This window comes from Mitsuaria sp. WAJ17, assembly GCF_014174515.1.
GTDB lineage: Bacteria > Pseudomonadota > Gammaproteobacteria > Burkholderiales > Burkholderiaceae_C > Roseateles_B.
This window is the reverse complement of record NZ_JACJUG010000001.1, coordinates 246,761-273,455: the sequence shown is the minus strand read 5'-3', so window position 1 is coordinate 273,455 and position 26,695 is coordinate 246,761. Positions and strand designations below refer to the sequence as shown.

Here is a 26,695-nt window from a genome sequence, read left to right as displayed (position 1 = left end):
CATGGCGTTTCGCCTCGGCGCCCTGCTGCCCCAGAGCCTGGTGGCTCGGGTCTTCCTCCTGCACTCGGCCGCCATGATGCTGTTCGTGGGCCTGGGCTTCGGCGGCTTCGTCTGGTACACCGCGCGCAGCAGCATGGGCCAGGCCATCATCGAGGTCGATGCGCTGGCCGCGGTGATCAGCCCGGCGGTCGGCGAGTCCGCGGTGATCGGGGACTACGACACCATCAAGCGCCAGCTGGAGCGCGCCATCGACCACCCGGCCCTGGACCGGGCCCGGTTCATCGACATGAAGGGCGCCCTCATCGACGTTCGTCGCCAGGAGCAACCTGGACTGGGCGCCCCGGCCTGGCTGATGCAGCGGGTGAACGAGGAGCTGGTAGATGCCAACCTGCCCATCAACGTGGGCGGGCGGGACTACGGCGTGCTGCGCCTGAGCTTCCACACCCGGCATGTGGCAGGCGAGATCTGGCATCAGGGCCTGCTCGCCCTGGCCCTGGCTCTCAGCGCCCTGGCCAGCGGCGTGGTGCTGGTGTGGTTCCCGCTCAAGCGCTGGCTGGGGAACCTGGGCCGCATCCAGGCCTTCGGCCAGCAGCTGCAGACCCAGGGCGGCGCGCTCGCCAGCATGGCGGACGACATCGCCGCGCCCCTGGAGTTCCGCCAGACCTTCGAGATCCTCAACAAGGCTGCCGCCTCCCTGCAGGCCGAGCGCGCGCAGGCGGCGGTGACGCTCTCCGCCATCGCCGACGGCATCGCCACCACCAATGCGCAAGGCGAGCTGGTGCTCGTGAACCCGGTGCTGGCGGACTGGTTGGGCAGCAGCCCGCAGACTCTGCTGGGCCGCAGCCTGCGTACCCTCTTGCCCCACCTGCACATCGAAGGCGACGACGGCAATGAGACCGGCGGCCTGATGGTGCTTCAGCGGCCGCAAGGCGAGCCGCTCATCGTGTCGGTCAGCCGGTCCTCGGTGCGAGCGGGCGACGGCCAGATCGCCGGCTGGGTCTACGCCCTGCGCGACGTCAGCGAGGAGCAGCGCCTGGCCGCGCAGCTGCAGGAGGAACTGGCCGCCCGCGCGGCCGCCATGCGCTCAATGCGCGAGCTGCTGGAGCAGCACCGCAGCCGCGGCAATCTCTCCCACCTGCTCCAGCTGCACGACGCGGCACCCTCTGAGATCGCCCATCTCTCGCACCTGGTGGCCGACCTGGTCCAGCAGCTCAGCAGCCAGTCAGCCCAGTTAGAGGCCATCTTCGCGCTGAGCCCGGACGCCTTCGTGGCCTTCGATGTCGATGGCACGGTGCACTACGCCAGCCCCGCCTTCGAGACGCTCACCGGCTGCGAGATCGCCGACATCCTCGGCCTGGATGCCGCCGGGCTGTCCCGCGCGCTGCAGTCGCGCTGCGTGGACACGCAGACCGCGCTGGCCATCGACCAGCTGGCGGACCGCCGCCAGTCCATCGAGCTGAGCCAGCCGCGCGACCGGGTGCTGGAGCTGGCCTTGCACCGCGGCAGCGGCAGCGCCATCCGCCAGGTGCTGCACATCCGCGACCTCAGCCACCAGGTCGCACTGGACCGGCTCAAGAGCGAGTTCGTCACCACGGCCGCCCACGAGCTGCGCACGCCCATGACCAGCATCTACGGATTCTCCGAGCTGCTGATGATGCGCACCCCCTCGCCGGACCGCCTGAAGGACATCCTGGGCCGCATCCACCGCCAGAGCGAGGCGATGATGCACATCCTCAACGAGCTGCTGGACCTCTCCCGCATGGAGTCGCGCCGCGGCAAGGACTTCCTGTACGAGCAGCTGGCCCTGGCCCCGGTGCTGGCCGAGCTGGTGCAGGACTTCCAGCCCGCCGATGGGCGCGAGCCGCCTCGCCTGGAGTTCGCTCCGGACATCACCGGCGCGCAGGTCCGCATCGACCGCGCCAAGCTGCTGCAGGCCCTGCGCAATGTGCTGTCCAACGCCTACAAATACTCGCCGGAGGGCGGCGAGGTGCGGGTGACGCTCTCACGCGCCGGACGCGAAGGCGGCAGGCCCTGGCTGGAGATCGCCGTCCAGGACCAGGGCATCGGCATGACGGCCGAGGAGCTGGCCCACGTCAGCGAACGCTTCTATCGCGCCGACAAGTCAGGGGCGATCCCGGGCACCGGCCTGGGCATGGCCATCGTCAAGGAAATCATCGAGCTGATGGAGGGCCACCTCTCGCTGAGCAGCGAGCCGGGCGTGGGCACCTGCGTGACACTGGCCCTGCCGGAACGCTCGCTCATCGCATGAGCCAGCTGGGCACCGCGCCCGCGGCATGACGACGCTCAGGACGAGGCGCCCCCATGCATCATGGCCCGCCACTGCTGGCGCCAGCGCTTGAAGTGCTGCTTCAGCTGGCGCTTGAGGGCCCGTGCCTGGCGCCACAGCAGCGTGGCGTGCAGCCAGTCCAGCACACCCTGCTTCCAGGCCGTCCAGCGGCTGTAGAGGCGGGCGAACCAGGGCAGAACCATCAACGCGGGCTGGGTCAGGTGGAAGAGGCGGGCCAGCAGGGCGGTGCCACCGAACTTGACCGACAGGATCAGCAGCAGGCCCAGCACCGCACGGCCCGAGGCCATCAGCCAGACCGCCAGGAGCTTGACGGGAATCGCCAGCAAGAAGGGCAGGGCCAGCACCACCAGGGCCGGCTTGGGCGGCAGGGCCCGGATGCGATCCTCCAGCCACCTCAGCGGCGGCCACTGGGCCAGCCAGGCCATGAAGCGCTGCAGGGGCACCCAGCCCCATTCCTCGAAGAGGATGATCACGGCCATCAGCAGACGGCCCAGCCAGCGCAGCGGTGCGATCAGCAGCTTGAGCATGGCCTCATGATGCGCCGCTGGGCGCCCTCTGCCAAAAGCCATGCGCGCATCGAGGAGAGACGCTCATGGTGGGCTGCCGGGCCGCTTCAGACGCCGCGCGCGCGATCCGCCGCGAAGCGGGCGCGGAAGCCGTCGAAGTCGCCGGCATCCAGCGCGTCGCGCACTTCCTGCATCAGGTTGAGGTAGTAGTGCAGGTTGTGGATGCTGGTGAGCATGGGGCCCAGCATCTCTCCGCAGCGGTCCAGGTGGTGCAGGTAGGCGCGGCTGAAGCCGCCGCTGACCGTGCCGTCGGCATTCCTCACGCCCTTGCAGGTGTAGCAGCTGCAGGTCTCATCCACCGGGCGCTCGTCGCTCTTGTAGCGGCTGTTGCGCAGGCGAAGGTCGCCGAAGCGTGTGAAAAGATGGCCGTTGCGTGCATTGCGGGTGGGCATCACGCAGTCGAACATGTCGATGCCCTGGCGCACGCCCTCGACCAGGTCTTCCGGCGTGCCCACACCCATCAGGTAGCGCGGCTTGTTCTCGGGCAGTTGGTGGCCGGTGTGGTCCAGCACGCGCAGCATGTCGGCCTTGGGCTCGCCCACCGATAGGCCGCCAATGGCATAGCCGGGCAGGTCCAGCTCGACCAGACCGGCCAGGGAGTGGTCGCGCAGGTTTTCGTACATGCCGCCCTGGACGATGCCGAACAGCGCGTTGGGGTTCTGCAGGCGGCTGAACTCGTCCTGGCAGCGCTTGGCCCAGCGCAGGCTCATCTCCATGGACTTGCGGGCCTCCAGCTCGGTGGTGATGTGGCCCTTGGTCTCATAGGGCGTGCACTCGTCGAACTGCATGACGATGTCGGAGTTGAGCACCGTCTGGATCTGCATGGAGATCTCGGGGGTCAGGAAGAGCTTGTCGCCGTTGACGGGCGAGGCGAACTTGACGCCTTCCTCGCTGATCTTGCGCATCTCGCCCAGTGACCAGACCTGGAAGCCGCCGGAGTCGGTGAGGATGGGCTTGTCCCAGCGCTCAAAGCGGTGCAGACCGCCGAACTGCTTCATGATGTCCAGGCCCGGCCGCATCCAGAGGTGGAAGGTGTTGCCCAGGATGATCTGCGCGCCCATCTCCTCCAGCGAGCGCGGCATCACGCCCTTGACGGTGCCGTAGGTGCCCACGGGCATGAAGATGGGAGTCTGGACCACGCCATGGTTGAGCGTCATGCGGCCGCGGCGGGCGCGGCCCTCGGTCTTGAGGAGTTCGAACTTCAGCATGGCGCGATTGTCGCAGGGGTGGTCCGGGGCGCGGCAAGCGCGGCCCGGACCGGGGTCACCCGCAAATGAACGGGGGTGACTATCCACACCCGGCCGCCGCTCCTACACTGCGTGAATCAGGGAGACACCCGGCGGCGACCTGCGGCTCGCGGCCCTCATGGCGGTGCGCGTTCATGTATCTGCTGTCCTTTTCTTCCCTGACTGCGCTGGCGCTGGCGACCCTGTCGGCCCTGCTGGCGCCCGGCGCATCGGCTGCAGCGCCCACGATGTCCACGACGGCCGCCCCACCCTGCGGCCCCTACACCCTGGCCTTCTACGAGCTGGGCCTGCTCTACCACCATGACGCGGCGGGCGGCTTCTCCGGCATCGACAAGGACGTGGTGCAAGCCCTGCAGGCACGAAGCCGGTGCAAGTTCAGGACGCTGCTGGATTCGCGGGTGCGCATCTGGGACCGCATGGCGGCCGGCAGCCTGGATCTCAGCGTGTCCGGCATCCCCACGCCGGAGCGCGAGCGCTTCGCAGACTTCGTGCCCTACTTCCAGACCCGCAACTTCGCCCTGATGCGCAAGGAGCTGGCTCAGCGCCTGCCAACGCCCGAAGCCTTCCTGGCGGACAGCACCCGCCGCGTTGTGGTGGTCAAGGCCTTCAAGCACGGCCCGGGCTTCGACAGCTTCATCGGCCAGCTGCGCGAGCAGGGCCGCCTGGTCGAGGCGGCGGACTTCGACACCGTGCTGCGCCTCTTCCTGGCCGGCCGGGCGGACCTGATGCTGGCCCTGCCGACCGCCTGGAGCCCCATGCTGCAAAAGCCTGCGCTGATGAGCCAGCTGAGCGTGCTGGACTGGGCGCCGCAGGACCGCGTCGTCCACGGCCTGATCATGTCGAGGGCACGGCTGCCCGAGACCGAGCGCCAGCACCTGCGCCAGGCGCTGGAATCGCTGGTCGCCGACGGCAGCATCGACGCCATCTTCCGCCGCCACGTGGGCGAGCGCATGGCCCTGGAGATGCGCCTGGACCTGCCGCCCCCAGGCGCGGGGATGCGCAAGGGCAAGGCCAGCGAGCCCGGCAGAGGGACAATGCCCTGATGCCCTTCAGCCTGGCCTCCACCGTCCACAGCGAACTGCTGATCAAGAAAAGCCGCTTCATCGGCTGTGTCGAACCCTGTGCCGACCGTGCCCTGGCTCTGGGCCGCGTGGCCGAGCTGAGGCAGCAGCATCCAGGCGCCGCCCATGTCTGCTGGGCCCTGTTGGCCGGAGGCCAGTCCGCGGCCAATGACGACGGCGAGCCCGGCGGCACCGCCGGCCGCCCCATGCTGGACGTGCTGCGCCACCAGGACCTGGAGGGCGTGCTGGCCACCGTGGTGCGCTACTTCGGCGGGGTCAAACTGGGCGCGGGCGGCCTGGTGCGGGCCTACACCGACAGCATCGCCCAGGCCCTGCTGCAGGCCCAGAAGATCCCCCGCGTGCGCCAGGCCCGCCTGCGCTGCACCCTGCCCTATGCGCTGGAAGGGCTGCTGCGCCGCGAGATCGAGCTGGCGCAGGCACAGCTGCTGGAGGTGCAGCACGGCGCCATGGTGGAAATGAAGCTGAGCCTGCCGGAGCCCCACGCCGCCGCCTTCCAGGCCCGGCTCAACGACGCCTGCCAGGGCCGCCTGGGCTGGCTGCAGCCGGACGACACGGCCTGAGCGGGCCGGCGCCCCGGTGCCCGCATGGTCCGGCGATCAGCCTTCGCGCCGCTCCAGCAGCATCGCGTCCCCGTAGCTGAAGAAGCGGTAGCCCTGGGCGATGGCATGGCGATAGAGCGCCATGACGGGCTCATAGCCCGCGAAGGCCGAGACCAGCATCATCAGCGTGCTCCTGGGCAGGTGGAAATTGGTCACCAGTCGGTCCACCACGCGAAACTGGAAGCCCGGCGTGATGAAGATGCTGGTCTCGCTGGCGCCCGGCTGCAGCGTGCCGCTGCGGGCGGCGGACTCCAGCGCGCGCAGCGTGGTCGTGCCCACGGCCACCACCTTGCCGCCGCGAGCGCGGGTCCGGGCGATGGCCTCCACCGTGTTCGGGGGCACCTCGAAGCACTCGCTGTGCATCTGGTGTTCGGCGATCTTCTCCACGCGCACCGGCTGGAAGGTGCCGGCGCCCACGTGCAGGGTCACATGGGCCGTGTCAACGCCACGGGCGGCCAGGGCAGCCAGCACGCCTTCGTCGAAATGCAGAGCTGCCGTCGGGGCGGCCACCGCGCCGGGCTGGCGGGCGAAGACGGTCTGGTAGCGGCGCACGTCGTCAGCGCTGTCCTCGTGGCTGATGTAGGGCGGCAGTGGCACGTGGCCGTGCTGCTCCAGCAGCTCGAAGGGATCGCCCGAGAGGCGCAGGTGGAAAAGCCCCTTGTCCGGGCCGCAGCGGCCCAGCACCTCGGCGTCGAAGGCCCCGGCGAAGCGCACCACGGCACCGGGCTTGGGGCTCTTGCTGGCCCGCATGTGGGCCCAGACTTCGCGGGTGCCGGGCAGCACGCGCTCGACCAGGGCCTCCACCGCGCCGCCGCTGGCCTTGGCGCCGTACAGCCTGGCCTTGATGACCTTGGTGTCGTTGAATACCAGCAGGTCGCCAGGATTCAGCAAACCAGGAAGCTCGCGGAACACGCGATCCACCGGGGGCAGGCAGCGCCCGTCCAGCAGGCGCGAGCCGCTGCGTTCGGACGCCGGATGCTGGGCGATGAGTTCAGGAGGGAGTTCGAAATCGAAGTCGCTGACGCTGAATTCGCGCGCCGCGGCGGGGGGGAGACTGCTCATGGACTTGAGGGCCGGACAGACCCGTACCAATCAGGTGACGAAGGCATGGATTGTTCCATGCCTTCAAGCAGGCACCGCACCGGATGGATGCAGCAGGATGCTCAGTAGCCGCCCGAGCCCGTCGCCAGCACAGCTCCATGGTGGCCCATGGCCCAGACCGTGCGGCTGTCCAGCACTTCCAGGCGGAACAGATGCTGCTTGGTGCCGGCATCCTGACGTTCCCAGGTCTTGCCACCATCGCGCGTCGATAGCAGCAGACCGTAACGGCCGGCCGCCCACCCGTGCAGGGCATCGGCGAAGCGGATGTCCAGCACCTCTTGATTGGCGTCCGCCGCCGTCAGGGCCGCCGACGATGTCCAGGTTTCGCCGCCATCAACGGAGACCAAGGCCACACCCGGGCCCGCGGCCCAGAACTGCTTGTCGTCGATCGCGTGGAAGGCCAGCAGCGAGCGCTTGACCGGCGCATTGCGCTCGACCCAGGTCTTGCCGCCGTCGTCCGACTGCAGCACACGGCCCTGTTCACCGATGGCGGTCAGGCGTCCGGCGGCGTTGCGGTGCAAGGCCGTCGGCTGGTTGAGAGGCAACTCCAGCGCCGCCCAGTGCTGACCGCCATCGACGCTGGTCAGCACCGTGGAGGTCTTGTTGCTGGGGCAGACGTACACATCGTCATAGAGATAGACCGCACAGGCAGGCGGAACGACCCACTGGAACCTGTCGTCCTGGACGCGAATCTGGCCCCAGCGCAGGGTCGGAATGCCGGTCGGCACCGCCCAGGACTGGCCACCGTCGGCACTGATCCACAACTGGCCGCCGCCATCCACCAGGCCCAGCCGCTGGCCACCCAGTCGTGCGAGGGAAGCGGGCGACATCGACGTACCCGACCGGATATCCGCGGTCGCCTTGGGCCGTGCAGACCAGCTCTGGCCACCATTGCCGCTGCTGTAGAAGAGCCCATCGGCACGGAACATCAAGCCCTGGCCAGCGTCGTCAAAGCTGACCGTGCTGATGGCGCTCGACCACGGCTTGGTTATCGTCCGGATCGAGCGGCCGTCCGCAGACAGCATCAGGCCAGTGGCGCCACTGCTGGAGACGAAGAGCAGGGCACCGTCCGGCAGGCGGTCAACGCGCGCGACGTCCCGGGTGTCCGTGAGACCGGCCTGGGCGATCGGTACCGGGAGGGTCTTCCAGGACGCCCCCTGGTCCTCGGAAACCAGATACTGCCCCTCGCTGCTGGAGGCGCATGCCAGGCGGACGCCGTTCGATCCGCAAGGGGGCTGAAGCAGGGGCTGCTGGCCGGCGGTACCGTCCCACTTCGCTGCCTGCCAGCTTTTGCCGCCGTCCACGCTCACGAGGGGCCTGCCGCCCGACGCCACGACCAGACGCTTGCCGGCATCGGACCCTGCCAGCAGAGTGGCGGGCCAGTCCTGCTCCTTCGATTCGGCGGGTGGCGCAGCGTCCAGCACCTGCCATGTCAGCCCGTCATCCACGCTGCGGTACAGCATGGGGCGCGGCACGATCTGACCAGGACCTCCGTAGGCGTAGCTCGTCGCCAGGACGACGCCACCGGCCGACGATATCCGCACCGAGGTGTTCAAGGCCGGGTCGCCGCCCAAGCGCGCGATCTGCAACACGCGCGTGCTGACCCCGCTCACCAGGTCCAGGCGCACGAGGAAGTCGCCGTCGAGGCCGAGGACAGTGCCCTGCTCGGTCACGAACTCATTCCGTCCAGCGAATGCCCTGGACCAGGTCTTGCCCGCGTCGCCGCTGTAGCGCAAACCACCGAATGCCGCGCGGACCAGCAGGCCGCCATTTCCGTAAAGGTGGGCAATTTGGAAATCAAGCCCATTGAGGCCGGCATAGCCGGTGAAGCCATTGCTGAACACGCGGCCCGTTTGGATCACTGCCCAGGTCTTGCCGCCGTCACCCGTGTGCAGCAGAACGTTTTCGTCTTTCGCCCACAGCAAGCCAAATGCCCACACATCGCTGGCGGACGCGGCCTTGACTGCCACCAGGCGCATCTCCCCGTTCATGAACTGGCGGGTCCACGTGGTGCCACCGTCAAGGGTCTTGTAGATTTCGCCGGACTCACCGACCCTCCAGCCGGTCTTTTCATCGGCGAAGGCCAGGCCGTAGCTGGGATTGCCGATCGACTGGGGTTGCTGCCAGCACCAGCCCTTCTCTTCGGCCTTGCTGCAGTCCAGCCCCTTGACGATGCCCGGGCGGCTCAGCGCAATGGAAGTCTTGTACTGGCGGGTCTGGCCGGCCTCGTTGCTGAGCGTCAGGCGGATTTCGTAGTCCCCCGCCTTGCCATAGTTGTGCCGGGGCGCCAGCTCGGTACTGGTGCTGCCGTCGCCAAACTCCCAGCTGGCCTTCAGGCCGCTGGCGATGGCGGCGCTGGTGCCCAGCGAGACCGCCTGCGCCACGTCCCCATTGGCAGGGGCGGTGATCGACAGCCCGGGCAGGGGCGTCACTGGCGCCGGGCCGGAATCCCCGCCACCGCCGCATCCGACCAGCACGAGGCCGGCGAACAGCGCAGCAACGATGGGGGTCCTGGATCGAACCGATGCTTCAACCAACATGCCTGCAATCCTCCTCTTTCTTGGAATATCCTCACCCGCATGGCGCAGGCACGATGGCTCTGCCGCTCGATCCGAGCTCGAAGTTGCGCGGATTCTATGAGGCAGCATCAGGCCGCCATCACCACACGTTGGGGGACAACAGCCCGACGTCTCGCGTCATCGCACACTTGACCCGCATCAACGCGCGCGCGCCCCGACAGTGCAACGATGGCCTCAAGGAGCCCTCACCATGAGCACATCCCTGACGCCTGGCCAGAAAGGCCTTCTCGAGACCACCCTGCTCGCGCAGCGCAGCCGCCTGGAGACGGAGCTCAAGCTCCAGCTGGGCGGCGAGGACCGCGTCACCCATGCCCGCGAGCAGCTGCTGCAGGACACCGACGGCGAGACCGCGCACGAGGCCGACCGCGAGGTGGACCTGGCCCGTAGCGATGCCACGCTGCAGGCCCTGCGCGAGGTCAATGCCGCCCTGCAACGCCTGCAGGAGCCGGACTTCGGCCACTGCGCGGACTGCGGTACCGCCATCGCCTTCGATCGCCTGCGCCTGAGCCCGCAGGTCACCCGCTGCATCGAGTGCCAGTCGGCCTCAGAGGCCCGCGGCGGCGGCGGCCACCACGCCACGCTCTGAGCTCAGTTCCCGTTTCTCTCCACTTCCATCCACAGGAGCCCCGCATGAGTCTTTTCCACGCCGTCGTCTGGTTGGACCACCACAGCGCCAACATCCTGCAGTTCGACGCCGAACACGTCCAGGCTGAGAAGGTCAAGGCGCACACGCACCACACCAAGCAGCACGGGAGCACAGTGCGCAGCGAGCATGAGTTCTATGCCGATGTCTGCACGGCGCTCGCCGGCATTGCGGAGGTCCTGATCGTCGGCTCGTCCACGGCACAGGCGGACTTCAGGCACTACGTGGAGAAGCACCGCGCCACGCTGCTGCCGTCCATCGTGGGCTACGAATCCGTCGATCATCCCAGCGACAAGCAGCTGGTCGCCCTGGCCCGCCAGTACTTCCTGAAGCACGACCGCATGGCTGGCGTGCCGACCCCGACCTGAACGCCCCGCGCCTCTCCCTTTGCAACGCCCTGGCCCGCCAGGGCGTTCTTCATGGCCGGGGGCCGGACAGCAATTCCATGCGCTGGCGCTGGCGAAGCCGCATCTGCTCGATGTCCAGCTCGCGCAGCTGGGCGCGCAGCTGCCGGCGCTCCTCGTCTGTCTTGGCTGCGGCCAGGTCGCGCTCCAGGCGCTGCATCTCTCGGTAGAGGCGATCCAGCTGCTGGCCCAGTTCATGCACGCTGCGGCCGGCGCCGTAATAGCGCTCGAAGTCCTCGCCCTCCGGCTGATCCGCGCAAACGCCCCGGTAGAACTCGCCCTTCAGGCCCAGCTCCCAGCCGCGGACGGGGCGGCAGTAGCGTCTCAGGCCCTCGGACCAGCCCGCCTGCCAGCGGGCGGCGTCGGGGCTGATGCCCACCTTGGCGCAGGCCTGCGTGTGGTCCTCGATGCGGTCGCGGACCTGGCCGTCCCGGCCGTCCTGCACCCCCTTCTGGTACCAGTCGGCGCGCTGGCATTCGCTCTCGCTCATGCTGGCGCAGCCGGCCAGCCCGGCCAGCAACAGTGAGGCCATCCCCCGTCCCACAGCGCGTGCTCCGTTCATTCCTCGGCTCCTGATCGTCCTGCGAATCCTGCAGCGACGCATCTTCGCCGATTCCCGGCCCGCTGCGGTCCTGCGGCTTAGGCAGAATGCCGGCCATGTCCACCGCGCCCGATCCCGCCCCCCCCTCGACCGCCGCCCCCCAGCCTGCGCCGGTCAAGTCCGGCCCTAAAAAGGCGATGGAGAAGCTGGGGCTCAAGCGCGACATCGATCTGGCCCTGCACCTGCCCCTGCGCTACGAGGACGAGACTCGCCTGGTCCCCATCGCGGAGGCCGGGGAAGGCCAGACCGTGCAATGCGAGGGCGTGGTGCGCGAGTGCCGGGTGGAGCTGCGCGGCCGCCGCCAGCTCATCGTGCGCCTGCAGGAAGATGCCGCCGAAGCATTCGGCCGGGCTCGCGCGGCCGAGCTGACTCTGCGCTTCCTTCACTTCTACCCTTCGCACCAGAAGAGCCTGGCCGTGGGCACGCGCTTGCGAGTGCGGGGGGAGGTCCGGGGCGGCTTCTTTGGCCGCGAGATGGTGCACCCCACGTTCCGGACGGTGGACGAGGACACGCCTCTGGCCACCGCGCTGACGCCCGTCTACCCCACCAGCGCCGGCCTGCCGCAGGCCTATCTGCGCAAGGCCATCGCTGCAGCGATGAAGCGCGCACCTCTGGAGGAGGTCCTGCCTGCCGGCACCGTGCCCAGGCCCCTGCCCTCGCTGCGGGAGGCGCTGGATTACTTGCACCACCCGCCGCCCCTGGCTCGCCTGGGCAGCCTGGAAGACCACAGCCACCCAGCCTGGCAGCGCCTCAAGTTCGAGGAGCTGCTGGCTCAGCAGCTGAGCCAGATGAAGGCCCAGCGCGAGCGCGCCCGGCTGCGCGCGCCCATGCTGCCCGCGCGTCCGGGCGGCCTGCAGGAACGCCTGCTGGCCGCCCTGCCCTTTGCGCTGACCGGGGCGCAGCGCCGGGTCTGCGAGGAGATCGCGCACGACTTGGCACGCCCCCAGCCCATGCACCGCCTGCTGCAGGGCGATGTGGGCTCCGGCAAAACCGTGGTGGCAGCCATGTCCGCCGCCATCTGCATCGCCGCGGGCTGGCAGTGCGCGCTGATGGCGCCCACCGAGATCCTGGCCGAGCAGCACTTCCGCAAGCTGATCGGCTGGCTGGAGCCGCTGGGCATTCAGGTCGCCTGGCTGACGGGCTCCGTGAAGGGCAAGGCGCGGCAGAAGATGCTGGACGCCGTGGCCGACGGCAGCGCGCAGCTGGTGGTGGGCACACATGCGGTGATCGAGGACAAGGTGCAGTTCCGCTTCCTGGGCCTGGCCATCGTGGACGAGCAACACCGCTTCGGTGTCGCCCAGCGCCTGGCCCTGCGCAAGAAGCTGGAGTCGTCCACCGGCGAAATGCCGCCCGGCTATGGCGACCACGTGCCGCACCTGCCCGCCCAGCGATCCGGCATCGAACCGCACATGCTGATGATGAGCGCCACGCCCATCCCGCGCACCCTGGCCATGACCTATTTCGCGGACCTGGACGTTTCCACCATCGACGAGCTGCCGCCGGGGCGCAGCCCCATCGTGACCCGCGTCTTCGCGGACGGCCGGCGCGACGAGGTCATTGCCAAGATCGCCGACGCCGTGGCCGAGGGGCGCCAAGCCTACTGGGTCTGCCCGCTGATCGAGGAGTCCGAGGCCCTGGACCTCAAGAACGCCACCGAGACCCACGCCGAGCTCAGCGCCGCGCTGCCCGGACGCATGATCGGCCTGCTGCACGGCCGCATGCCGCCGGCCGAGAAGGCTGCGGTGATGTCGCTGTTCGCCTCGGGCGAGATGCAGGTGCTGGTCGCCACCACCGTGATCGAAGTGGGCGTGGACGTGCCCAACGCCAGCTTGATGGTGATCGAGCATGCCGAGCGCTTCGGACTCTCTCAGCTGCACCAGCTGCGCGGCCGCGTGGGGCGGGGCTCGGTGGCCAGCGTCTGCGTCCTGATCTACACCGGGCCGCTGTCGCAGACCGGCAAGGAGCGCCTGCGCGCCATGGCCGAGACCACCGACGGCTTCGAGATCGCCCGGCGCGACCTCGACATCCGCGGCCCGGGCGAGTTCATGGGCGCGCGCCAGAGCGGTGCCGAGCTGCTGCGCTTCGCCGACCTCCAGGAGGACGCCCCGCTGCTGCAGGCCGCGCGGCGCCTGGCGCCCCAGTTGCTGGACGCGCATCCAGCCGCCGCAGCGAAGCATGTGGACCGCTGGCTGGGCAGCAAGGCGGAGTTCCTCAAGGCCTGACCCGCGCGTCGGAGGTCAAGACCTGACCCCGGACCTCGAACACCTCAGCGACAGGCCTCGCGCGACGGCGTGCCGATCCGGTGGCCGTCGCTGAGCGTTTCCAGGAAGCACTGCAGGTCCTGCAGGTCCGCGGAACTCATGCGCGGCGTGGCGCTGCCAAAGGGCGCCTGCCGGTTGACGTTGCCGCGCAGGGCTTCGGGCAGGTCGTCGAAGCGCTGGACCACGCCCTTGACGGTGGGATACCAGCGGGCCGGGTCGCTGTCCCGCGTGTTGTAGAACTCCAGCACCTGGGCCAGCGAGCTGAAGCGTCCGTTGTGGAAGAAGACCGGGCGCCGCGCGACGTTGCGCAGATTGGGCGTGCGGAAGGCGCCGCAGTAGGCCGGCACGTTCAAGTCCTGGCGCTGAGGGCCGCACAGACCCAGGTCGAAGTGAGCGGGATCGCGGTTGGCCGGCAGCTCGGCGTTGCGCGGCACGCCCAGCACCGCATAGCCGAAGTTGGTAAAGCGCGGCTGCTGGCCCGAGCTGGTCACGATCTCGTGGCAGCTCATGCAGTTGCCCTTTTCGGGATCGCGAAAGAGCTGCAAGCCGCGCTGCTCAGGCGGGCTCAGCACTTCAAGGCTCTGAAGGACGCGGTCGTACTTACTGTCAAAGGGATGGAACTGCGCGCTCTCGCGCTGGAAGGCAGCCAGGGCTTGCGTGGCCTGCGTCAGCTTGAGCTCATCGTCGGCCGTCTCGCCGAAGACCTGCACGAAGAGCGGCGCATAGGCGGCCCGACGCAGCTTGCCCGCCAGGATGGCAACGCTGCCGTTGTCCATCTCCAGCGGGTTCAGGAAAGGCAGGCGGGCCTGCGCCTCGAGGTTGGCGGCGCGCCCGTCGCTCATCAGGCCGCCCCGCAGACTGGCCAGGCTGCCGTCGGCCAGGCTGAAGGCGGGCACGCCGTCCAGGTAGCGCAGGGAGGGGGAGGCGCGCAGGCCGAACTCGGTCTCGAAGGCGCCGCCCACCTGAACGGCCTGCGCATTGGAGGGCCCGTGGCTGAAGGCGGGATCGTGGCAGGTGGCGCAGGACATGCGCCCCGAGCCGCTGAGATTGCGGTCGTTGAAGAGGCGTTCGCCCAGCTGGACCCTGGCCTGGGCCTGGGCCGCGGCGTCGGGCGGGCTGCCGCTGCCGGCGCTGCCACCACCCGCCCCGCCGCCGCCACAGGCCGACAAGACCGCCAAGGCGGCCGTCGCGCAGGCATGCAGGACCAGAGGCGGGATGCAAGGCCGGATGCGGTGGAGGTTGCGGGTTTGCATGGCGCGCATTGTGGTGCGGCTGTGCGCCGGCGGCTGCCTTCCTAGGGAAATTACTCAGCGTCCCTTCGCACCAGGCCGCGTCCAATCCGCGAAACCTGATGTACCTGTGTCCATCCGACCGAGCGAGAGGATCCCATGGCACGACAAGAACAGCGCCGCCGCCTGCTTCTGGGCGCCGGCATGGCCGGCCTGCTGCAGGCCTGCGGCGGCGGGGGTGGATCATCCAGCCCCTCACCCGCGCCCACGCCAAGCCCGACGCCTACGCCTACGCCCACACCGACACCGACGCCAACCCCCACGCCCACCAGCGATCCCGCCTGGGCCTTCTACGGCGGCAACGCCCAGCACACGGCGCAGGCGGGCGTCGCCACGCAGGCGCTGCAGCGCGTGCTCTGGACCCTGCCGGTGGACCGCCAGCCCCCCTACCGCGCCGGAGGCTTTCTGCTGATCCACTACGGCACGCCGGTGATCAGCGCCGCCAACACCGTGATCGTGCCGGTCAAGACCAGCACCGCAGGCGACTTCATCATCGACGCGCGCAAGGGCAGCGACGGCAGCAGCCTCTGGACCCTGGCCACCGACTACGTCCTGCCCGGCAGCAGTTGGACGCCGGCCTTCAACATCGCCCTGGATCGGCAGTCCCGGGTGTATGTGCCGGCCAAGGGAGGGCGGCTGCTGCTGCGCGACCAAGTGGACCAGGCCAGCGGCACCGTGCGCACCCTGGCCTTCTACGGCAATGCCGCCTATGACAGCGCCCCGGCCAGCTTCGACAGCACCGTGCTGATCAACACCCCGCTGACCCTGGGGCCGGACGGCGCGGTCTACTTCGGCTTCATCGCGCGCGCCGGGGCCCCGCTGGGCTTGCGCGGCGGCATCGCCCGCATTGCGGCCGACGGCTCTGGGAGCTGGAAGGCCGTGGCTGAGCTGTCGGGCAATGCCCTGATCGTGCAGCCCGCGATGAACGCGGCACCGGCGCTGTCGGCCGATGGCCGGACGCTCTATGTGGCGGCCAACACAGACCCCGCCCTGGGCAACCAGACGGGCTGCCTGCTCGCCCTGGATGCCACCACGCTGGCCCTGAAGAAGCACCTGCCTCTGCTCAACCCGGCCACCGGCCAGCCGGCGCGCGTCAGCGACAGCAGCACCGCCTCGCCCACCATCGGCCCCGATGGCGACGTCTTCTACGGCGTGCTGGAGAACTCCCGCCTGGAGCACAACGGCCGCGGCTGGCTGCTGCACTTCGACGCCACGCTCGCCCTGTCCAAGACGCCCGGCTCCTTCGGCTGGGACGACACCCCCTCCGTGGTGCCCGCCGCCGCCGTGCCCGGCTATGCGGGGGCCTCGTCCTACCTGCTGCTTGTCAAGTACAACAACTACTATGGCATCGGCTCCGGCGACGGCCAGAACCGCATGGCCCTGCTGGATCCGCAGGGCACGCGCGCCGATCCCATCACGCCTTCGGTGACGGTCATGAAAGAGGTGCTGAGCATCCTCAGCCCGACGGAGGACCCCGAGACCCCCGGCGGCGTGCGCGAATGGTGCGTGAACTCCGCGGCGGTGGACGTGGCCGGCCGCGCCGCCCTGGTCAACTGCGAGGACGGCTTCCTCTACCGCTGGGACTTCCGCAGCAATACCTTCAGCGAGTCCGTGCGCATGAACGCCGGCGTGGGGCAGGCCTACACGCCCACGCTCGTGGGGCCGGATGGGCGCGTGTACTCGATCAACAACGCGCAGCTGCACGCTGTCGGCCGCTGAGGGCCGCCCGGGCCACGCGGCTTCAGCGCAGGCGCTGCACCCAGTAGACCAGCACCTCCTGCTGCGGCTGGATGTCGGTGGCGCCGTAGTAGTAGGTCGGCTGGCCGTTGATGGCGTAGACCGTGCTCATGCCGGAGATCACGCGCCCGAAGACGGTGTAGCCGGGCTTGCTGGGGCTCTCGTAGTCCAGGGCTCTGCTGTTGTCGATCACGTTGATGAAGAACTGCGAGGTCGCGCTGTTGGGGTCGGTGCGGCGAGCCATGGCCACTGTGCCCACCAGATTGCTCAGGCCGTTGTTGGACTCGGAAACGATGGGCGCGTAGGTCGGGGATTTGACCCGCATGCCCGTGGTGTAGCCGCCGCCCTGGATGACGAAGTCCCGATCGACATGGTGGAACAGCGTGTTGCTGTAGAAGCCGTCGGACACATAGCGCAGGAAATTGTTGACCGTGACGGGTGCATAGCCCGGGTAGAGCTCGATCACCATCTCGCCACTGCTGGTGAGCATGCAGACGGTGGGATAGCTGCTCTGCGCCGCCGCGGCCAGGCCAGTGCTGCTGCAGCTCATGGTGGGCGGATAGGGCTGGGGATTGGGCCGCGGATAGGGGCTGCCGCCATTGCCGCCGCCGCTGTGGTACTCCGCGCCGCCGCCGCAGGCGCTCAGGATCAGGGCAGCGGCCGCCACGGCGGTGCGCAGGATCAGGGTGCTCATCGGTTCGTCCTCCTGGTTGGAAGGCTCAACGCGGCAGGCCGCCTGCCCGATGACCGCGCCCTGCCGCTGCTCGCACAACAGTCAGCGCTGCCGGCAAGGCTTGCTGACCGGCCCAGGGATCGCGGCCAGCCCTTCACCTTCCCGCTGGGAGCGGGCGAGGGCGTGCCGGGCACGTAGATCGACGGCAAGCGCACCCTGGTCATCCCGGCCAGCCAGGCCTATGGCAGCGCCGGCAGCCGCAACGGTGTGATCCCGCGCCGAATGCCGCGCTGGTGTTCGTGGGGGAGATGCTGGGCGTCCGTGATGCCCCGACTCGAGGCCTGACTCAGGCTTCGATGTTATCGATCAGGCGCGTGCTGCCCAGCCGGGCGGCCGCCAAGGCCACCAGAGGCTGACCTTCCTCGGGTGCGCCCAGGTCATGCTGACGGCGCAGCACTACGTAGTCGGGCTGCCAGCCGGCATCGCGCAAGGACTGCATCGCAGCGGCCTCCATCGCCGGCAGCTCGCGCTCGCCGGCCTGCCAGCGGGCGATCAAGGCCTTCAGCGTGCGAGACAGCAGCAGGGCGTCGGCCTTCTGCGCATCGCTGAGATAGCCGTTGCGTGAAGACAGGGCCAGGCCGGCCTCGCTGCGGCAGGTCTCACCGCCCAGGATGCTGATGGGCAACGCCATCTGCTGCACCATGCGGCGGATCACCATCAGCTGCTGGTAGTCCTTCTTGCCGAAGACGGCGAGCTGCGGCTGCACGATGTTGAAGAGCTTGGCGACCACCGTGCAGACGCCGGTGAAGAAGCCGGGCCGGAAATGGCCTTCCAGGATATCCGCCAGCTCGGCGGGCGGCTGGATCTTGTAACCCTGGGGCTCGGGGTAAAGCGCCTTCTCCGAGGGCGCGAACACCAGGTCGCAGCCCACGCCGGCCAGCAGCTCGCAGTCGCGCTGCAGGGTGCGGGGGTATTGGTCGAAGTCCTCGTGCGGCGCGAACTGCAGCCGGTTCACGAAGATGCTGGCCACCACCACGCCCTGCGGCCCCACGGCCTCGCGGGCCTGGCGCACCAGGGACAGATGCCCCTCGTGCAGATTGCCCATGGTGGGCACGAAGGCGACAGGGCCACGGCCCTGCAGGGCGGCGCGAAGGCCGGCGATGTCATGGTGGGTCTGCATGATCGGGAGCGTACTCGGGTCAGGCACCGGTTCAGAAACCGTGCACGGCGTCTTCCGGGAAGGTCCGGGCCTTCACCTCGGCGACATAGCGCTGCACGGCCTCCTGCACCGAGGCGGCGCCCTGCATGAAATTCTTGACGAAGCGGGGCTTGCGGCCCGGCGTGATGTTGAGCATGTCGTGCAGCACCAGGACCTGTCCCGAGCAGCCCACGCCGGCACCGATGCCGATCACGGGGATGGGCAGGCTCTGGGTGAGCTCGGCGGCCAGGACCGAGGGCACCATCTCCAGCACCAGCATCTGCGCGCCGGCCTCGACCAGCTCCTGCGCATGCGCGCGCAGGCGGGCGGCCGAGGCCTCGTCCCGGCCCTGCACCTTGAAGCCGCCCAGGGCGGTGACGGTCTGCGGCGTGAAGCCCAGGTGGGCGCAGACAGGGATGCCGCGCTCGACCAGGTAGCGCACCGCCGGGGCCGTCCAGCCGCCCCCTTCCAGCTTGACCATGTGGGCGCCCGCCTTCACGAGGGCTGCGGCGCTGTGCCAGGTCTCGGCCAGCGTGCCCTGGTAGCTGCCAAAGGGCAGGTCGCCGACGATGAAGGCTGTCCGGCGGCCGCGCGCGACGCAGCGCGTGTGATAGACCATCTCTTCCAGCTCGACCGGGGCGGTGGTGGGCTGGCCCTGCAGCACATTGCCCAGGGAGTCCCCCACCAGCATGACGTCCACACCGGCCTCATCCTGCAGATGGGCGAAAGCTGCGTCATAGCAGGTCAGCATGGCGATCTTCTCGCCGCTGGCGTGCATGTCCAGCAGGCGCTGCAGGCTGATGGGTTTGCGCTCGGTCGTCATGGCGTGAAGCCCTCACGGTTGAAAAAGCAGCGGCAGTGTAGCGGGGCGCTGCGGGTTTGCACCGAGCCCGGCAGAATGTAGGGCTCATACCCTAAGAGCCTCAGGAGATCGATAGCATGACCCTCACCGAGCTCCGCTACATCGTCGCCGTGGCCCGGGAGCGCCATTTCGGTCGTGCGGCCGAGGCCTGCTTCGTGTCCCAGCCCACCCTCTCGGTGGCCATCAAGAAGCTGGAAGAGGAGCTGGACGTTAAGATTTTCGAGCGCGGCGCCAGCGAGGTGACGGTCACCCCCCTGGGCGAGGACATTGTCCGGCAGGCTCAGTCGGTGATCGAGCAGGCCAGCGCCATCAAGGAGATCGCCAAGCGCGGCAAGGACCCGCTGGCCGGCGCCTTGCGCCTGGGCCTGATCTACACCATCGGCCCCTACCTGCTGCCCGAGCTGGTGCGCCACACCATCGAGCACTACCCGCAGATGCCCCTGATGCTGCAGGAGAACTTCACGGTGAAGCTGCTGGAGATGCTGCGCACCGGCGAGCTGGACTGCGCCATCATGGCCGAGCCCTTCCCCGACACCGGCCTGGCCCTGGCCCCGCTCTATGACGAGCCCTTCGTCATCGCCGTGCCCAGCAGCCACCCGCTGGCGCTACGCGAGTCCATCAGCGCCGAGGAGCTGAAGGCCGAGACCATGCTGCTGCTGGGCACCGGTCACTGCTTCCGTGACCACGTGCTGGAGGTCTGCCCCGAGTTCGCCCGCTTCTCCAGCGACGCCGAAGGCATACGCAAGAGCTTCGAGGGCAGCTCCCTGGAGACCATCAAGCACATGGTGGCCTCGGGCATGGGCATCACCGTGGTTCCGCTGCTGAGCCTGCCCAAGGAACCCAGCCCGCACCTGCGCTACGTTCCTTTCAGCGCACCAGTGCCCAGCCGGCGGGTGGTGCTGGCCTGGCGTCGCACCTTCACCCGCTACGAGGCCATCGCCGCGCTGCGCAATGCGGTCTACGCCTGCCAGCTGGAGGGTGTAGCGCGGCTGTCCTGAGCGCCGGGGCGGCGCAAGAAGCGGGTCGTCGGGCGGCGCCTCGCTGGCCAGAATGGGCCCATCGCCTGCCAGCCTTCCCTGCCATGGACACGCCCCTCCTGCCCCCACTGACCGCCCTGACCGAGCCCGCCGTGACGGATACCGACCCCCAACGCTACGCCCGCATCCGCCAGGCCATCGAGACCATCGCCAGCGGCGCCCAGGCACCCAGCCTGGAGGCGCTGGCCCGGGCGGCCGGCCAGAGCCCTTTCCATTTCCAGCGCAGCTTCGTGCAGCTGGCCGGCATCAGTCCCAAGGAGCTGGCTCAGGCCCTGAGCCTGGAACGTGCCAAGAGTGCCCTGCAGCAGGCCGCGCCGGTGCTGACGGCGGCGCTGGACGCCGGGCTCTCCGGGCCCTCGCGCCTGCATGACCTCTTCCTGAGCCTGGAGGGCCTCACGCCCGGCGAGTTCAAGGCAGCTGGCGCCGGGCTTGACATCCGCTGGACCTGCTTCGACAGCCTGCTGGGCCCGGTCTTCCTGGCAGCCTCCCCGCGCGGCGTGCTGCGCATGGCCTTTCTTCAGGACGAAGTCCCCCGACAGGCCCTGGCCCACGCGCAGGCCGAACTGCCGGCGGCCCGCTGGCAGCATGACGACGCCGGCCTGGCCGAGCTGGCGGCCGAGGTGCAGCGCCGCCTGTCCGGCGCCGCACCGCAACGGACCATCGGCCTGTTGATGAGCGGCAGCCCGCTGCGGCTGCAGGTCTGGCGTGCGCTGCTGCAGGTGCCGCAGGGCCAGGTCCGCTCCTACACCCAGCTCGCGCGAGCCGCTGGCGCCCCACATGCCGTGCGCGCGGTGGCCAGTTGCGTGGCGGCCAACGCCATCGCCTACCTGATTCCCTGCCATCGGGTGATCCGCGCCAACGCCCAGTTCGGCGAATACCGCTGGGGGTCACTGACCAAGCGGGCCTTGCTGGGACTGGAGCTGGCGCGCCACAGCGGCTGAGTCCGCCGGCGCCGAGTCGGCAAATTGGCGACAGGCGCTGGCCGCGCCCGGCTATGCTTGGCGCCATGAAAGGCCATTCTGGGGCTCCCCGGGCGACAGTGCAGGCACCATCCTCGCCACGGGAGCGACTGCAGCCTGCGCGCCGCCTGTGCCTGCTGGCGCCACTGGGCCTGTGGATGCCCCCCCTGGAGGGCTGGGCGCAGACGCCTGGAAGCGCGCTGCGCATGGCCTTCGGCGAGCGCATCCCGCCCTTTTGCTTTCCCCAGACGCAGTCCGGCATCGAGGTCGATGTCTTCCGCGAGGCCCTGGCTTACAAGGGCTTTCACCTGAAGCCGCTGTTCTATCCCTTCGCCCGGGTGCCTCGGGCCTTCAAGACGGGCGAAGTCGATGCCACCATGACCGACCTGGGCGAAGACCTCGGCGTCCACGGCGGTCACTACGGCGACAGCGCCGTGCTCTACGACAACGTGCTGATCAGCCTGCAGTCGCGCCGCCTGCGCATCCAAAAGCCCGAGGATCTCGCCGGGCTGAGCGTCATCTCCTTCCAGGGGGCCCTGCGACGCTTCCCGGACTGGCTGGAACCGGTCCACCATGCGGGTCGTCTGGTGGAAATCAACGACCAGGCCCTTCAGGTGCGCACCCTCATGCGCGGCCGCTATGACCTGGTCCTGTCGGATCGCAGCATCTTCCGCTACTTCAGCCTGCAACTGCAGCGCGAGGGCGAGACCCTGCTGCCGGTGACCGAACACGTTTTCACCGTGGCCAATCCCAACGACTACCGGCCGGTGTTCCGCAGCGCCCGGGTGCGGGACGGTTTCAATGAGGGCCTGCGCTGGCTGCGCAGCACCGGGCGCCACAAGGCCATCTACGAGCGCTATCTCAGCGAGTGAAGCCTGAATTGTGAGCTTGCGCTCACCTTCACTGCATCCCTTGATAAACTTGGGGCTGCCTGCGCACTCCGCTCAGAGAACTTGCACCGAACCGGCACGCACGCGGGCCTCGAACTGCACCTGCACGGCTTCCCATTCCTCATAGGTGGAGTCCGAGACCTCCAGGCCGTCAATGCCTTGGCCCGGACGCAGCGGCCGCGCCAGCAGGCTCAAGGCTTCGCGTCCGACCCGGGTCCAGCCCCAGCTTTCGCCGAAGGCGCCCTTGGTAGCGGGGGTCTGTTTCGTGACGGTAGCGAAGCGGGATGCAGTGGCGTGGAACATGGCGACCTCTCGTATTGCAGTGCACGAAGTGTCCGGTTCGAGGACTGTCATCCCCCATCCCACTGAAGTGGCCCCCAGCCCCCCCCATTGGGGGGAGATGTGCGATCCCGCATTCGCTTGTTGAACGAGGGTGAGGCGATGGGCTCGCGGCACACCGTTGTTTGCAGGTGCTTGCACGGGCAGCAATTTACTGTACATTCATACAGTACTCAAAAAGTCTAGGCAAGGAGTCGCGCCATGCATCTGGATCTCAACAATCCCCGCAGCATCGTCAGTTGGTGGCAGGTCTACCCGGAGCGCCACGGGCCTCAGCTGAGCGCCCTGGCCCGGCTGCAGCCGCAGTTTGCCGCCAGCATCCGCGAAGCCCGCCGCCTGATCGATGACGACCCTCTGCTGGCCGAGCGCCATGCCGCCGCCCGGCGCCAGCAGGCCCTGGCTCGAGGCTGGGTCCCCAGTGCCGAGGACCGCGAGCTGGACCAGGTGGCCGACAGTCAGTCTCTGGACGAGGAGGGGGCCCGCCTCGCCCCGCCCGGGGCCGAGGAACCGGCTGCGGCCGGTGCCTGGCACTGAAGCCAGATGCTGAAATCCGGCGGCGAGCCACTGGCCGATCCCCAGCCCGGCCGAATCAGGCCAGGTCGAAGCGGTCCAGATGCATCACCTTGGACCAGGCCGCTCCGAAGTCCCGCACGAACGCCGCCTGGGCGTCACTGCCGGCATAGACCTCGGCCAGAGCCCGCAGCTGGGCATTGGAACCGAAGACCAGATCCACGGCGGTGGCCGTCCAGCGCCGCTCGCCGCTGCGGCGGTCGCGACCTTCCAGCCGGTGGGGGTCGGCGGCCGAGCGGGCCCATTGCGTGCCCATGTCCAGCAGGTTCACGAAGAAGTCGTTGCTGAGCACGCCCGGCCGCGACGTCAGGACGCCGTCGGGACTCTGGCCATGGTTGGCACCCAGCACCCGCAGGCCGCCCAGCAGTACGGTCATCTCCGGCGCGCTGAGCGTCAGCAGCTGGGCCCTGTCGATCAGTAGCGCCGCCGCCGCCTCCTCCAGCCCCGGCCGGACGTAGTTGCGCCAGGCATCGGCGCGCGGCTCCAGCACGGCGAAGGAGGCGGCGTCGGTCTGCGCGGCGCTGGCATCGGTGCGGCCAGGACGGAAGGGCAGGCTCAGCGCCTGGCCTGCATCGGCGGCGGCCTTCTCAACGGCGGCGTCACCCGCCAGCACGATCAGGTCCGCCAGCGAGACCCGCTTGCCGCTGGCCTGCCGGGCATTGAAGCTTTCCTGGAGAGCACCCAGGGTGGCCAGCACGCGGGCCAGCCGTTCCGGCTGGTTGACGGCCCAGTCCTTCTGCGGCGCCAGGCGGATGCGGGCGCCGTTGGCCCCGCCGCGCTTGTCGCTTCCGCGGAAGGTGGCGGCCGAGGCCCAGGCGGTACCGACCAGTTCCGCCGTCGTGAGTCCGGAAGCCAGCACCTGGGCCTTGAGCGCGGCCACGTCCTGCGCATCGATGAGGGCATGGTCCACCGCGGGCACCGGGTCCTGCCAGATCAGCGTTTCCTGCGGCACCAGCTTGCCCAGGTAGCGGGCGCGCGGGCCCATGTCGCGGTGGGTGAGCTTGAACCAGGCGCGGGCGAAGGCGTCGGCAAAGGCCTGCGGGTCCCGATGGAAGCGGCGGGCGATCTTCTCGTAGGCCGGGTCGAAGCGCAGGGAAAGGTCCGCCGTGGTCATCATGGGTGGATGCTTGCGGCTGGGGTCGTGGGCGTCAGGGATCAGGTGCTCGGGCCTGACGTCCTTTGCCACCCACTGGTGCGCGCCGGCCGGGCTCTTGGTCAGGGCCCACTCGTAGCCGAAGAGCATCTCGAAGTAGCCCATGTCCCAGATGGTCGGATTGGGTTTCCAGGCGCCCTCGATGCCGCTGGTGGTGGCATGCACGCCCATGCCGGAGCCGAAGGCATTCTTCCAACCCAGGCCCATCTCCTCCAGGGCCGCGCCCTCCGGCTCCTTGCCCACCAGGCCCGGATCGCCCGCGCCGTGGGCCTTGCCGAAGGTGTGGCCGCCGGCGATCAGCGCCACGGTCTCCTCGTCGTTCATGGCCATGCGGGCGAAGGTCTCGCGCACGTCTCGACCGGAGGCCACGGGGTCGGGATGACCGTTGGGGCCCTCCGGGTTCACATAGATCAGGCCCATCTGCACGGCGGCGAGGGGATTGGCGAGCTCGCGCTCGCCGCTGTAGCGCTGCTCGGCCAGCCAGGTGGTCTCGGGGCCCCAGTCGATGTCCTGCTCGGGCTCCCAGATATCGGCTCGGCCGCCGCCGAAGCCCAGGGTCTTGAAGCCCATGGATTCCAGGGCGACGTTGCCGGTCAGCACCAGCAGGTCGGCCCAGGAGAGCTTGCGTCCGTACTTCTGCTTGACGGGCCACAGCAGGCGGCGGGCCTTGTCCAGGTTGCCGTTGTCCGGCCAGCTGTTGAGGGGGGCGAATCGCTGGGCGCCGGTGCCCGCGCCGCCGCGGCCGTCAGCGATGCGGTAGGTGCCTGCGGCATGCCAGGCCATGCGAACGAACAGCGGGCCATAGTGCCCCCAGTCCGCGGGCCACCAGTCCTGGGAATCGGTCATCAGGGCCTGGAGATCCGCCACAACGGCGTCCAGGTCCAGGCTCTTGAATTCGGTGGCGTAGTCGAAGTCCTCGCCCAAGGGGCTGGACTTGGTCGAGTGCTGGTGCAGGATGCCCAGCTGGAGCTGGTGCGGCCACCACTCGCGGTTGCCCTTGGCTCCGGCCAGGGACTGGGTGGCGCCGGCACGGGCGGCCGCGGCAAAGGGGCACTTCATTTCGCTCGACATATGCATCTCCTCGGTCATTCAGGCAGACCTGCAGTCTAGGAACGCCGATTGCACTGGGCAATTCAACGATGCCAATCGCCGTGATAGCGAGGTTCAACACGCCCTGTCCAACGCCGCAGCGCTGTTGCCTGATCGGCCGGGGCATGCTCGGTGCTGAAAGCGTCAATAACTGCGAGCGTCGATGACCTCGCGAACCAGACCCAGGGCCCGGCGCAGCTGCGGCAGGGCCACGGACCCCAGGGCCAGGCGGATGGCATGGGGCACAGCGGGGCCGGTCGCGTAGGGCTCGGCGGTCGATACTGAAACGCCCAGACGCAGCAGATCCATGGCCACCTGGTCGGCCCTCACGTCCTCGCCCAGGGGCAGCCAGACGAAGTAAGAGCTGGCATGCCCGCGGCGCTTCAGCGGCCCCAGCAACTCGGCCGCCAGCGCCTGGCGCTCGCAGGCGTCCTCGCGCTTGCGGGCTTCCAGGCGCGCCACGGTGCCGTCCTCCAGCCAGGCGCAGGCCAGAGCGCTGGTCAGGCCGGGCGTGCTCCAGCTGCAGGCGCGCAGGGCACGTTCCAGGCGCGGGACCAGCGCGGCCGGCAGAGCGACGAAGCCGGTCCGCAGCCCCGCGGCAACGCTCTTGGACAGGCCAGTGACGTAGACCGTCGCTTCCGGCGCCAGGGCCGCCAGCGGCGGCGGCGACTCGCCGGCCAGGTAGGCATAGGCGCCATCCTCGATCAGAAGCAGGCCCTCGCGCCGGGCCAGGGCGACCAGCTCGCGGCGGCGCGTGAGGCTCATCACCCAGCCCAGCGGGTTGTGCATCGTCGGCATGGTGTAGACGGCCCGCACGCGGCGGCGCTGGCAGGCCGCGGCGAGGGCGTCCAGGTCCGGCCCCATGCCTGCGGCCGGGATGGGCAGCAACTCCAGGCGCAGGGCTTCGGCGACCAGCTTGAAGCCTGGGTAGCTGAGGCAGTCCACGGCCACGACCTCGCCCGGCTGCAGCAGGGCCAGGCCTGTGAGCATCAGCCCGTGCTGGGCGCCTTCCACCCACAGCACCTCGGTCCCTGAGACCGAGAGTCCGCGCTCCGCCAGGTGACGGGCGGCGATCTCGCGCTCGTGGGGCCGCCCACCCAGGGGCTGGTAGCGCAGCAGGGCGTCCAGGTCCCCGCCCTGGGCCAGCTGGCGCAGGGCGCTGCGCAACATCTCCGCCTGGCCGGGCAGCGAGGGGTAGTTGAAGCTGAGATCGACCATGTCGGCCGCCGAGGCCAGCAGGTCCACGCCCTGGCCGGGCGGCAGGGCCATCTCCTTGACGAAGGTGCCGCGCCCCGTCTCGCCGCTGACCAGACCCATGGCCTCCAGTTCGGCATAGACGCGACTGGCCGTCACCAGGGCCAGGCCCTCGCGGGCAGCCAACTGGCGGTGCGTGGGCAGGCGGCTGCCCGGGGTCAGGCGACCGTCGCGGATGTCAGCGGCCAGTTGATCGACCAACTGCTTGTAGCGGGCGCGGGGCATAGGGCGGCGTATCCATGACAATTTTTTGA

General features: G+C 69.3%; 23 protein-coding genes. 11 read left to right on the top strand and 12 right to left on the bottom strand.

Annotation, left to right across the window (positions count from 1 at the left end; translation table 11 throughout):
• Position 1 precedes the first annotated feature (1 nt).
• A complete protein-coding gene (locus H5407_RS01195) occupies positions 2 to 2,269 on the top strand; it encodes an ATP-binding protein (protein ID WP_183102577.1) in 2,268 nt (755 codons plus the stop codon).
• 35 nt (positions 2,270 to 2,304) lie between these two features.
• On the opposite strand, the gene H5407_RS01190 is transcribed toward H5407_RS01195, so the two are convergent.
• Both H5407_RS01190 and tgt read right to left on the bottom strand, forming a co-directional pair.
• Positions 2,305 to 2,835, bottom strand: a complete 531-nt coding sequence (locus H5407_RS01190; protein ID WP_183102576.1) for a hypothetical protein — start codon at positions 2,833 to 2,835, stop codon at positions 2,305 to 2,307.
• Between the two features lie 86 nt (positions 2,836 to 2,921).
• Entirely contained in the window at positions 2,922 to 4,082 is a 1,161-nt protein-coding gene (tgt, locus tag H5407_RS01185; protein WP_183102575.1) for a tRNA guanosine(34) transglycosylase Tgt, read from the bottom strand.
• Between the two features lie 173 nt (positions 4,083 to 4,255).
• Between tgt and H5407_RS01180 the strand changes: the two genes are divergently transcribed.
• Together H5407_RS01180 and H5407_RS01175 are read left to right on the top strand one after the other, a co-directional pair.
• Entirely contained in the window at positions 4,256 to 5,164 is a 909-nt protein-coding gene (locus H5407_RS01180; RefSeq protein ID WP_183102574.1) for an ABC transporter substrate-binding protein, read from the top strand.
• A complete protein-coding gene (locus H5407_RS01175) occupies positions 5,164 to 5,763 on the top strand; it encodes a YigZ family protein (protein WP_183102573.1) in 600 nt (199 codons plus the stop codon). The genes H5407_RS01180 and H5407_RS01175 overlap by 1 nt, the downstream gene beginning before the upstream one ends.
• A 36-nt stretch (positions 5,764 to 5,799) precedes the next feature.
• Here the strand turns inward: H5407_RS01175 and queA are convergent, their stop codons facing one another.
• Both queA and H5407_RS01165 read right to left on the bottom strand, forming a co-directional pair.
• Complete coding sequence (gene queA, locus H5407_RS01170) at positions 5,800 to 6,864, bottom strand: tRNA preQ1(34) S-adenosylmethionine ribosyltransferase-isomerase QueA (RefSeq protein WP_183102572.1); 1,065 nt, start codon at positions 6,862 to 6,864, stop codon at positions 5,800 to 5,802.
• Between the two features lie 101 nt (positions 6,865 to 6,965).
• Positions 6,966 to 9,443 carry a YCF48-related protein gene (locus tag H5407_RS01165; RefSeq protein WP_183102571.1) on the bottom strand — a complete coding sequence of 826 codons (2,478 nt, stop codon included), beginning with the start codon at positions 9,441 to 9,443 and terminating at the stop codon, positions 6,966 to 6,968.
• Between the two features lie 229 nt (positions 9,444 to 9,672).
• Here H5407_RS01165 and H5407_RS01160 point away from each other — a divergent pair, with 229 nt between their 5' ends.
• Both H5407_RS01160 and H5407_RS01155 read left to right on the top strand, forming a co-directional pair.
• Positions 9,673 to 10,068 carry a TraR/DksA family transcriptional regulator gene (locus H5407_RS01160; protein WP_183102570.1) on the top strand — a complete coding sequence of 132 codons (396 nt, stop codon included), beginning with the start codon at positions 9,673 to 9,675 and terminating at the stop codon, positions 10,066 to 10,068.
• 44 nt (positions 10,069 to 10,112) lie between these two features.
• Entirely contained in the window at positions 10,113 to 10,493 is a 381-nt protein-coding gene (locus H5407_RS01155) for a hypothetical protein (protein WP_183102569.1), read from the top strand.
• A gap of 49 nt (positions 10,494 to 10,542) precedes the next feature.
• Here the strand turns inward: H5407_RS01155 and H5407_RS01150 are convergent, their stop codons facing one another.
• Positions 10,543 to 11,091 carry a DUF2799 domain-containing protein gene (locus tag H5407_RS01150; protein WP_183102568.1) on the bottom strand — a complete coding sequence of 183 codons (549 nt, stop codon included), beginning with the start codon at positions 11,089 to 11,091 and terminating at the stop codon, positions 10,543 to 10,545.
• Between the two features lie 86 nt (positions 11,092 to 11,177).
• Here H5407_RS01150 and recG point away from each other — a divergent pair, with 86 nt between their 5' ends.
• On the top strand, positions 11,178 to 13,352 hold the full coding sequence (gene recG, locus H5407_RS01145) for an ATP-dependent DNA helicase RecG (RefSeq protein WP_183102567.1): 2,175 nt from the start codon (positions 11,178 to 11,180) through the stop codon (positions 13,350 to 13,352).
• 44 nt (positions 13,353 to 13,396) lie between these two features.
• On the opposite strand, the gene H5407_RS01140 is transcribed toward recG, so the two are convergent.
• Entirely contained in the window at positions 13,397 to 14,644 is a 1,248-nt protein-coding gene (locus tag H5407_RS01140) for a cytochrome-c peroxidase (RefSeq protein WP_183102566.1), read from the bottom strand.
• A gap of 135 nt (positions 14,645 to 14,779) precedes the next feature.
• Between H5407_RS01140 and H5407_RS01135 the strand changes: the two genes are divergently transcribed.
• Complete coding sequence (locus H5407_RS01135) at positions 14,780 to 16,399, top strand: hypothetical protein (RefSeq protein ID WP_183102565.1); 1,620 nt, start codon at positions 14,780 to 14,782, stop codon at positions 16,397 to 16,399.
• 22 nt (positions 16,400 to 16,421) lie between these two features.
• Here the strand turns inward: H5407_RS01135 and H5407_RS01130 are convergent, their stop codons facing one another.
• The 3 genes from H5407_RS01130 to panB all read right to left on the bottom strand — a co-directional run bounded on the left by H5407_RS01130 (position 16,422) and on the right by panB (position 19,111).
• Positions 16,422 to 17,111, bottom strand: a complete 690-nt coding sequence (locus H5407_RS01130; protein WP_183102564.1) for a peptidylprolyl isomerase — start codon at positions 17,109 to 17,111, stop codon at positions 16,422 to 16,424.
• Between the two features lie 325 nt (positions 17,112 to 17,436).
• Positions 17,437 to 18,270, bottom strand: a complete 834-nt coding sequence (gene panC / locus H5407_RS01125; protein ID WP_183102563.1) for a pantoate--beta-alanine ligase — start codon at positions 18,268 to 18,270, stop codon at positions 17,437 to 17,439.
• 31 nt (positions 18,271 to 18,301) lie between these two features.
• On the bottom strand, positions 18,302 to 19,111 hold the full coding sequence (gene panB, locus H5407_RS01120; protein WP_183102562.1) for a 3-methyl-2-oxobutanoate hydroxymethyltransferase: 810 nt from the start codon (positions 19,109 to 19,111) through the stop codon (positions 18,302 to 18,304).
• Between the two features lie 116 nt (positions 19,112 to 19,227).
• On the opposite strand from panB, the gene H5407_RS01115 reads away from it, so the two are divergent.
• The 3 genes from H5407_RS01115 to H5407_RS01105 all read left to right on the top strand — a co-directional run bounded on the left by H5407_RS01115 (position 19,228) and on the right by H5407_RS01105 (position 22,018).
• Complete coding sequence (locus tag H5407_RS01115; protein WP_183102561.1) at positions 19,228 to 20,148, top strand: LysR substrate-binding domain-containing protein; 921 nt, start codon at positions 19,228 to 19,230, stop codon at positions 20,146 to 20,148.
• Positions 20,149 to 20,231: 83 nt separating this feature from the next.
• On the top strand, positions 20,232 to 21,128 hold the full coding sequence (locus tag H5407_RS01110; protein WP_183102560.1) for a methylated-DNA--[protein]-cysteine S-methyltransferase: 897 nt from the start codon (positions 20,232 to 20,234) through the stop codon (positions 21,126 to 21,128).
• A 65-nt stretch (positions 21,129 to 21,193) separates the two neighbouring features.
• A complete protein-coding gene (locus tag H5407_RS01105; protein ID WP_255501000.1) occupies positions 21,194 to 22,018 on the top strand; it encodes an ABC transporter substrate-binding protein in 825 nt (274 codons plus the stop codon).
• 72 nt (positions 22,019 to 22,090) lie between these two features.
• Here the strand turns inward: H5407_RS01105 and H5407_RS01100 are convergent, their stop codons facing one another.
• A complete protein-coding gene (locus H5407_RS01100) occupies positions 22,091 to 22,339 on the bottom strand; it encodes a hypothetical protein (protein ID WP_183102559.1) in 249 nt (82 codons plus the stop codon).
• Positions 22,340 to 22,576: 237 nt separating this feature from the next.
• Here H5407_RS01100 and H5407_RS01095 point away from each other — a divergent pair, with 237 nt between their 5' ends.
• Positions 22,577 to 22,909 carry a hypothetical protein gene (locus H5407_RS01095; protein ID WP_183102558.1) on the top strand — a complete coding sequence of 111 codons (333 nt, stop codon included), beginning with the start codon at positions 22,577 to 22,579 and terminating at the stop codon, positions 22,907 to 22,909.
• Positions 22,910 to 22,964: 55 nt separating this feature from the next.
• Here H5407_RS01095 and katG read toward each other — a convergent pair whose 3' ends face one another.
• Both katG and H5407_RS01085 read right to left on the bottom strand, forming a co-directional pair.
• Complete coding sequence (katG, locus tag H5407_RS01090) at positions 22,965 to 25,169, bottom strand: catalase/peroxidase HPI (protein ID WP_183102557.1); 2,205 nt, start codon at positions 25,167 to 25,169, stop codon at positions 22,965 to 22,967.
• A gap of 162 nt (positions 25,170 to 25,331) precedes the next feature.
• Positions 25,332 to 26,666, bottom strand: a complete 1,335-nt coding sequence (locus H5407_RS01085; protein ID WP_183102556.1) for a PLP-dependent aminotransferase family protein — start codon at positions 26,664 to 26,666, stop codon at positions 25,332 to 25,334.
• Between the last annotated feature and the right edge of the window lie 29 nt (positions 26,667 to 26,695).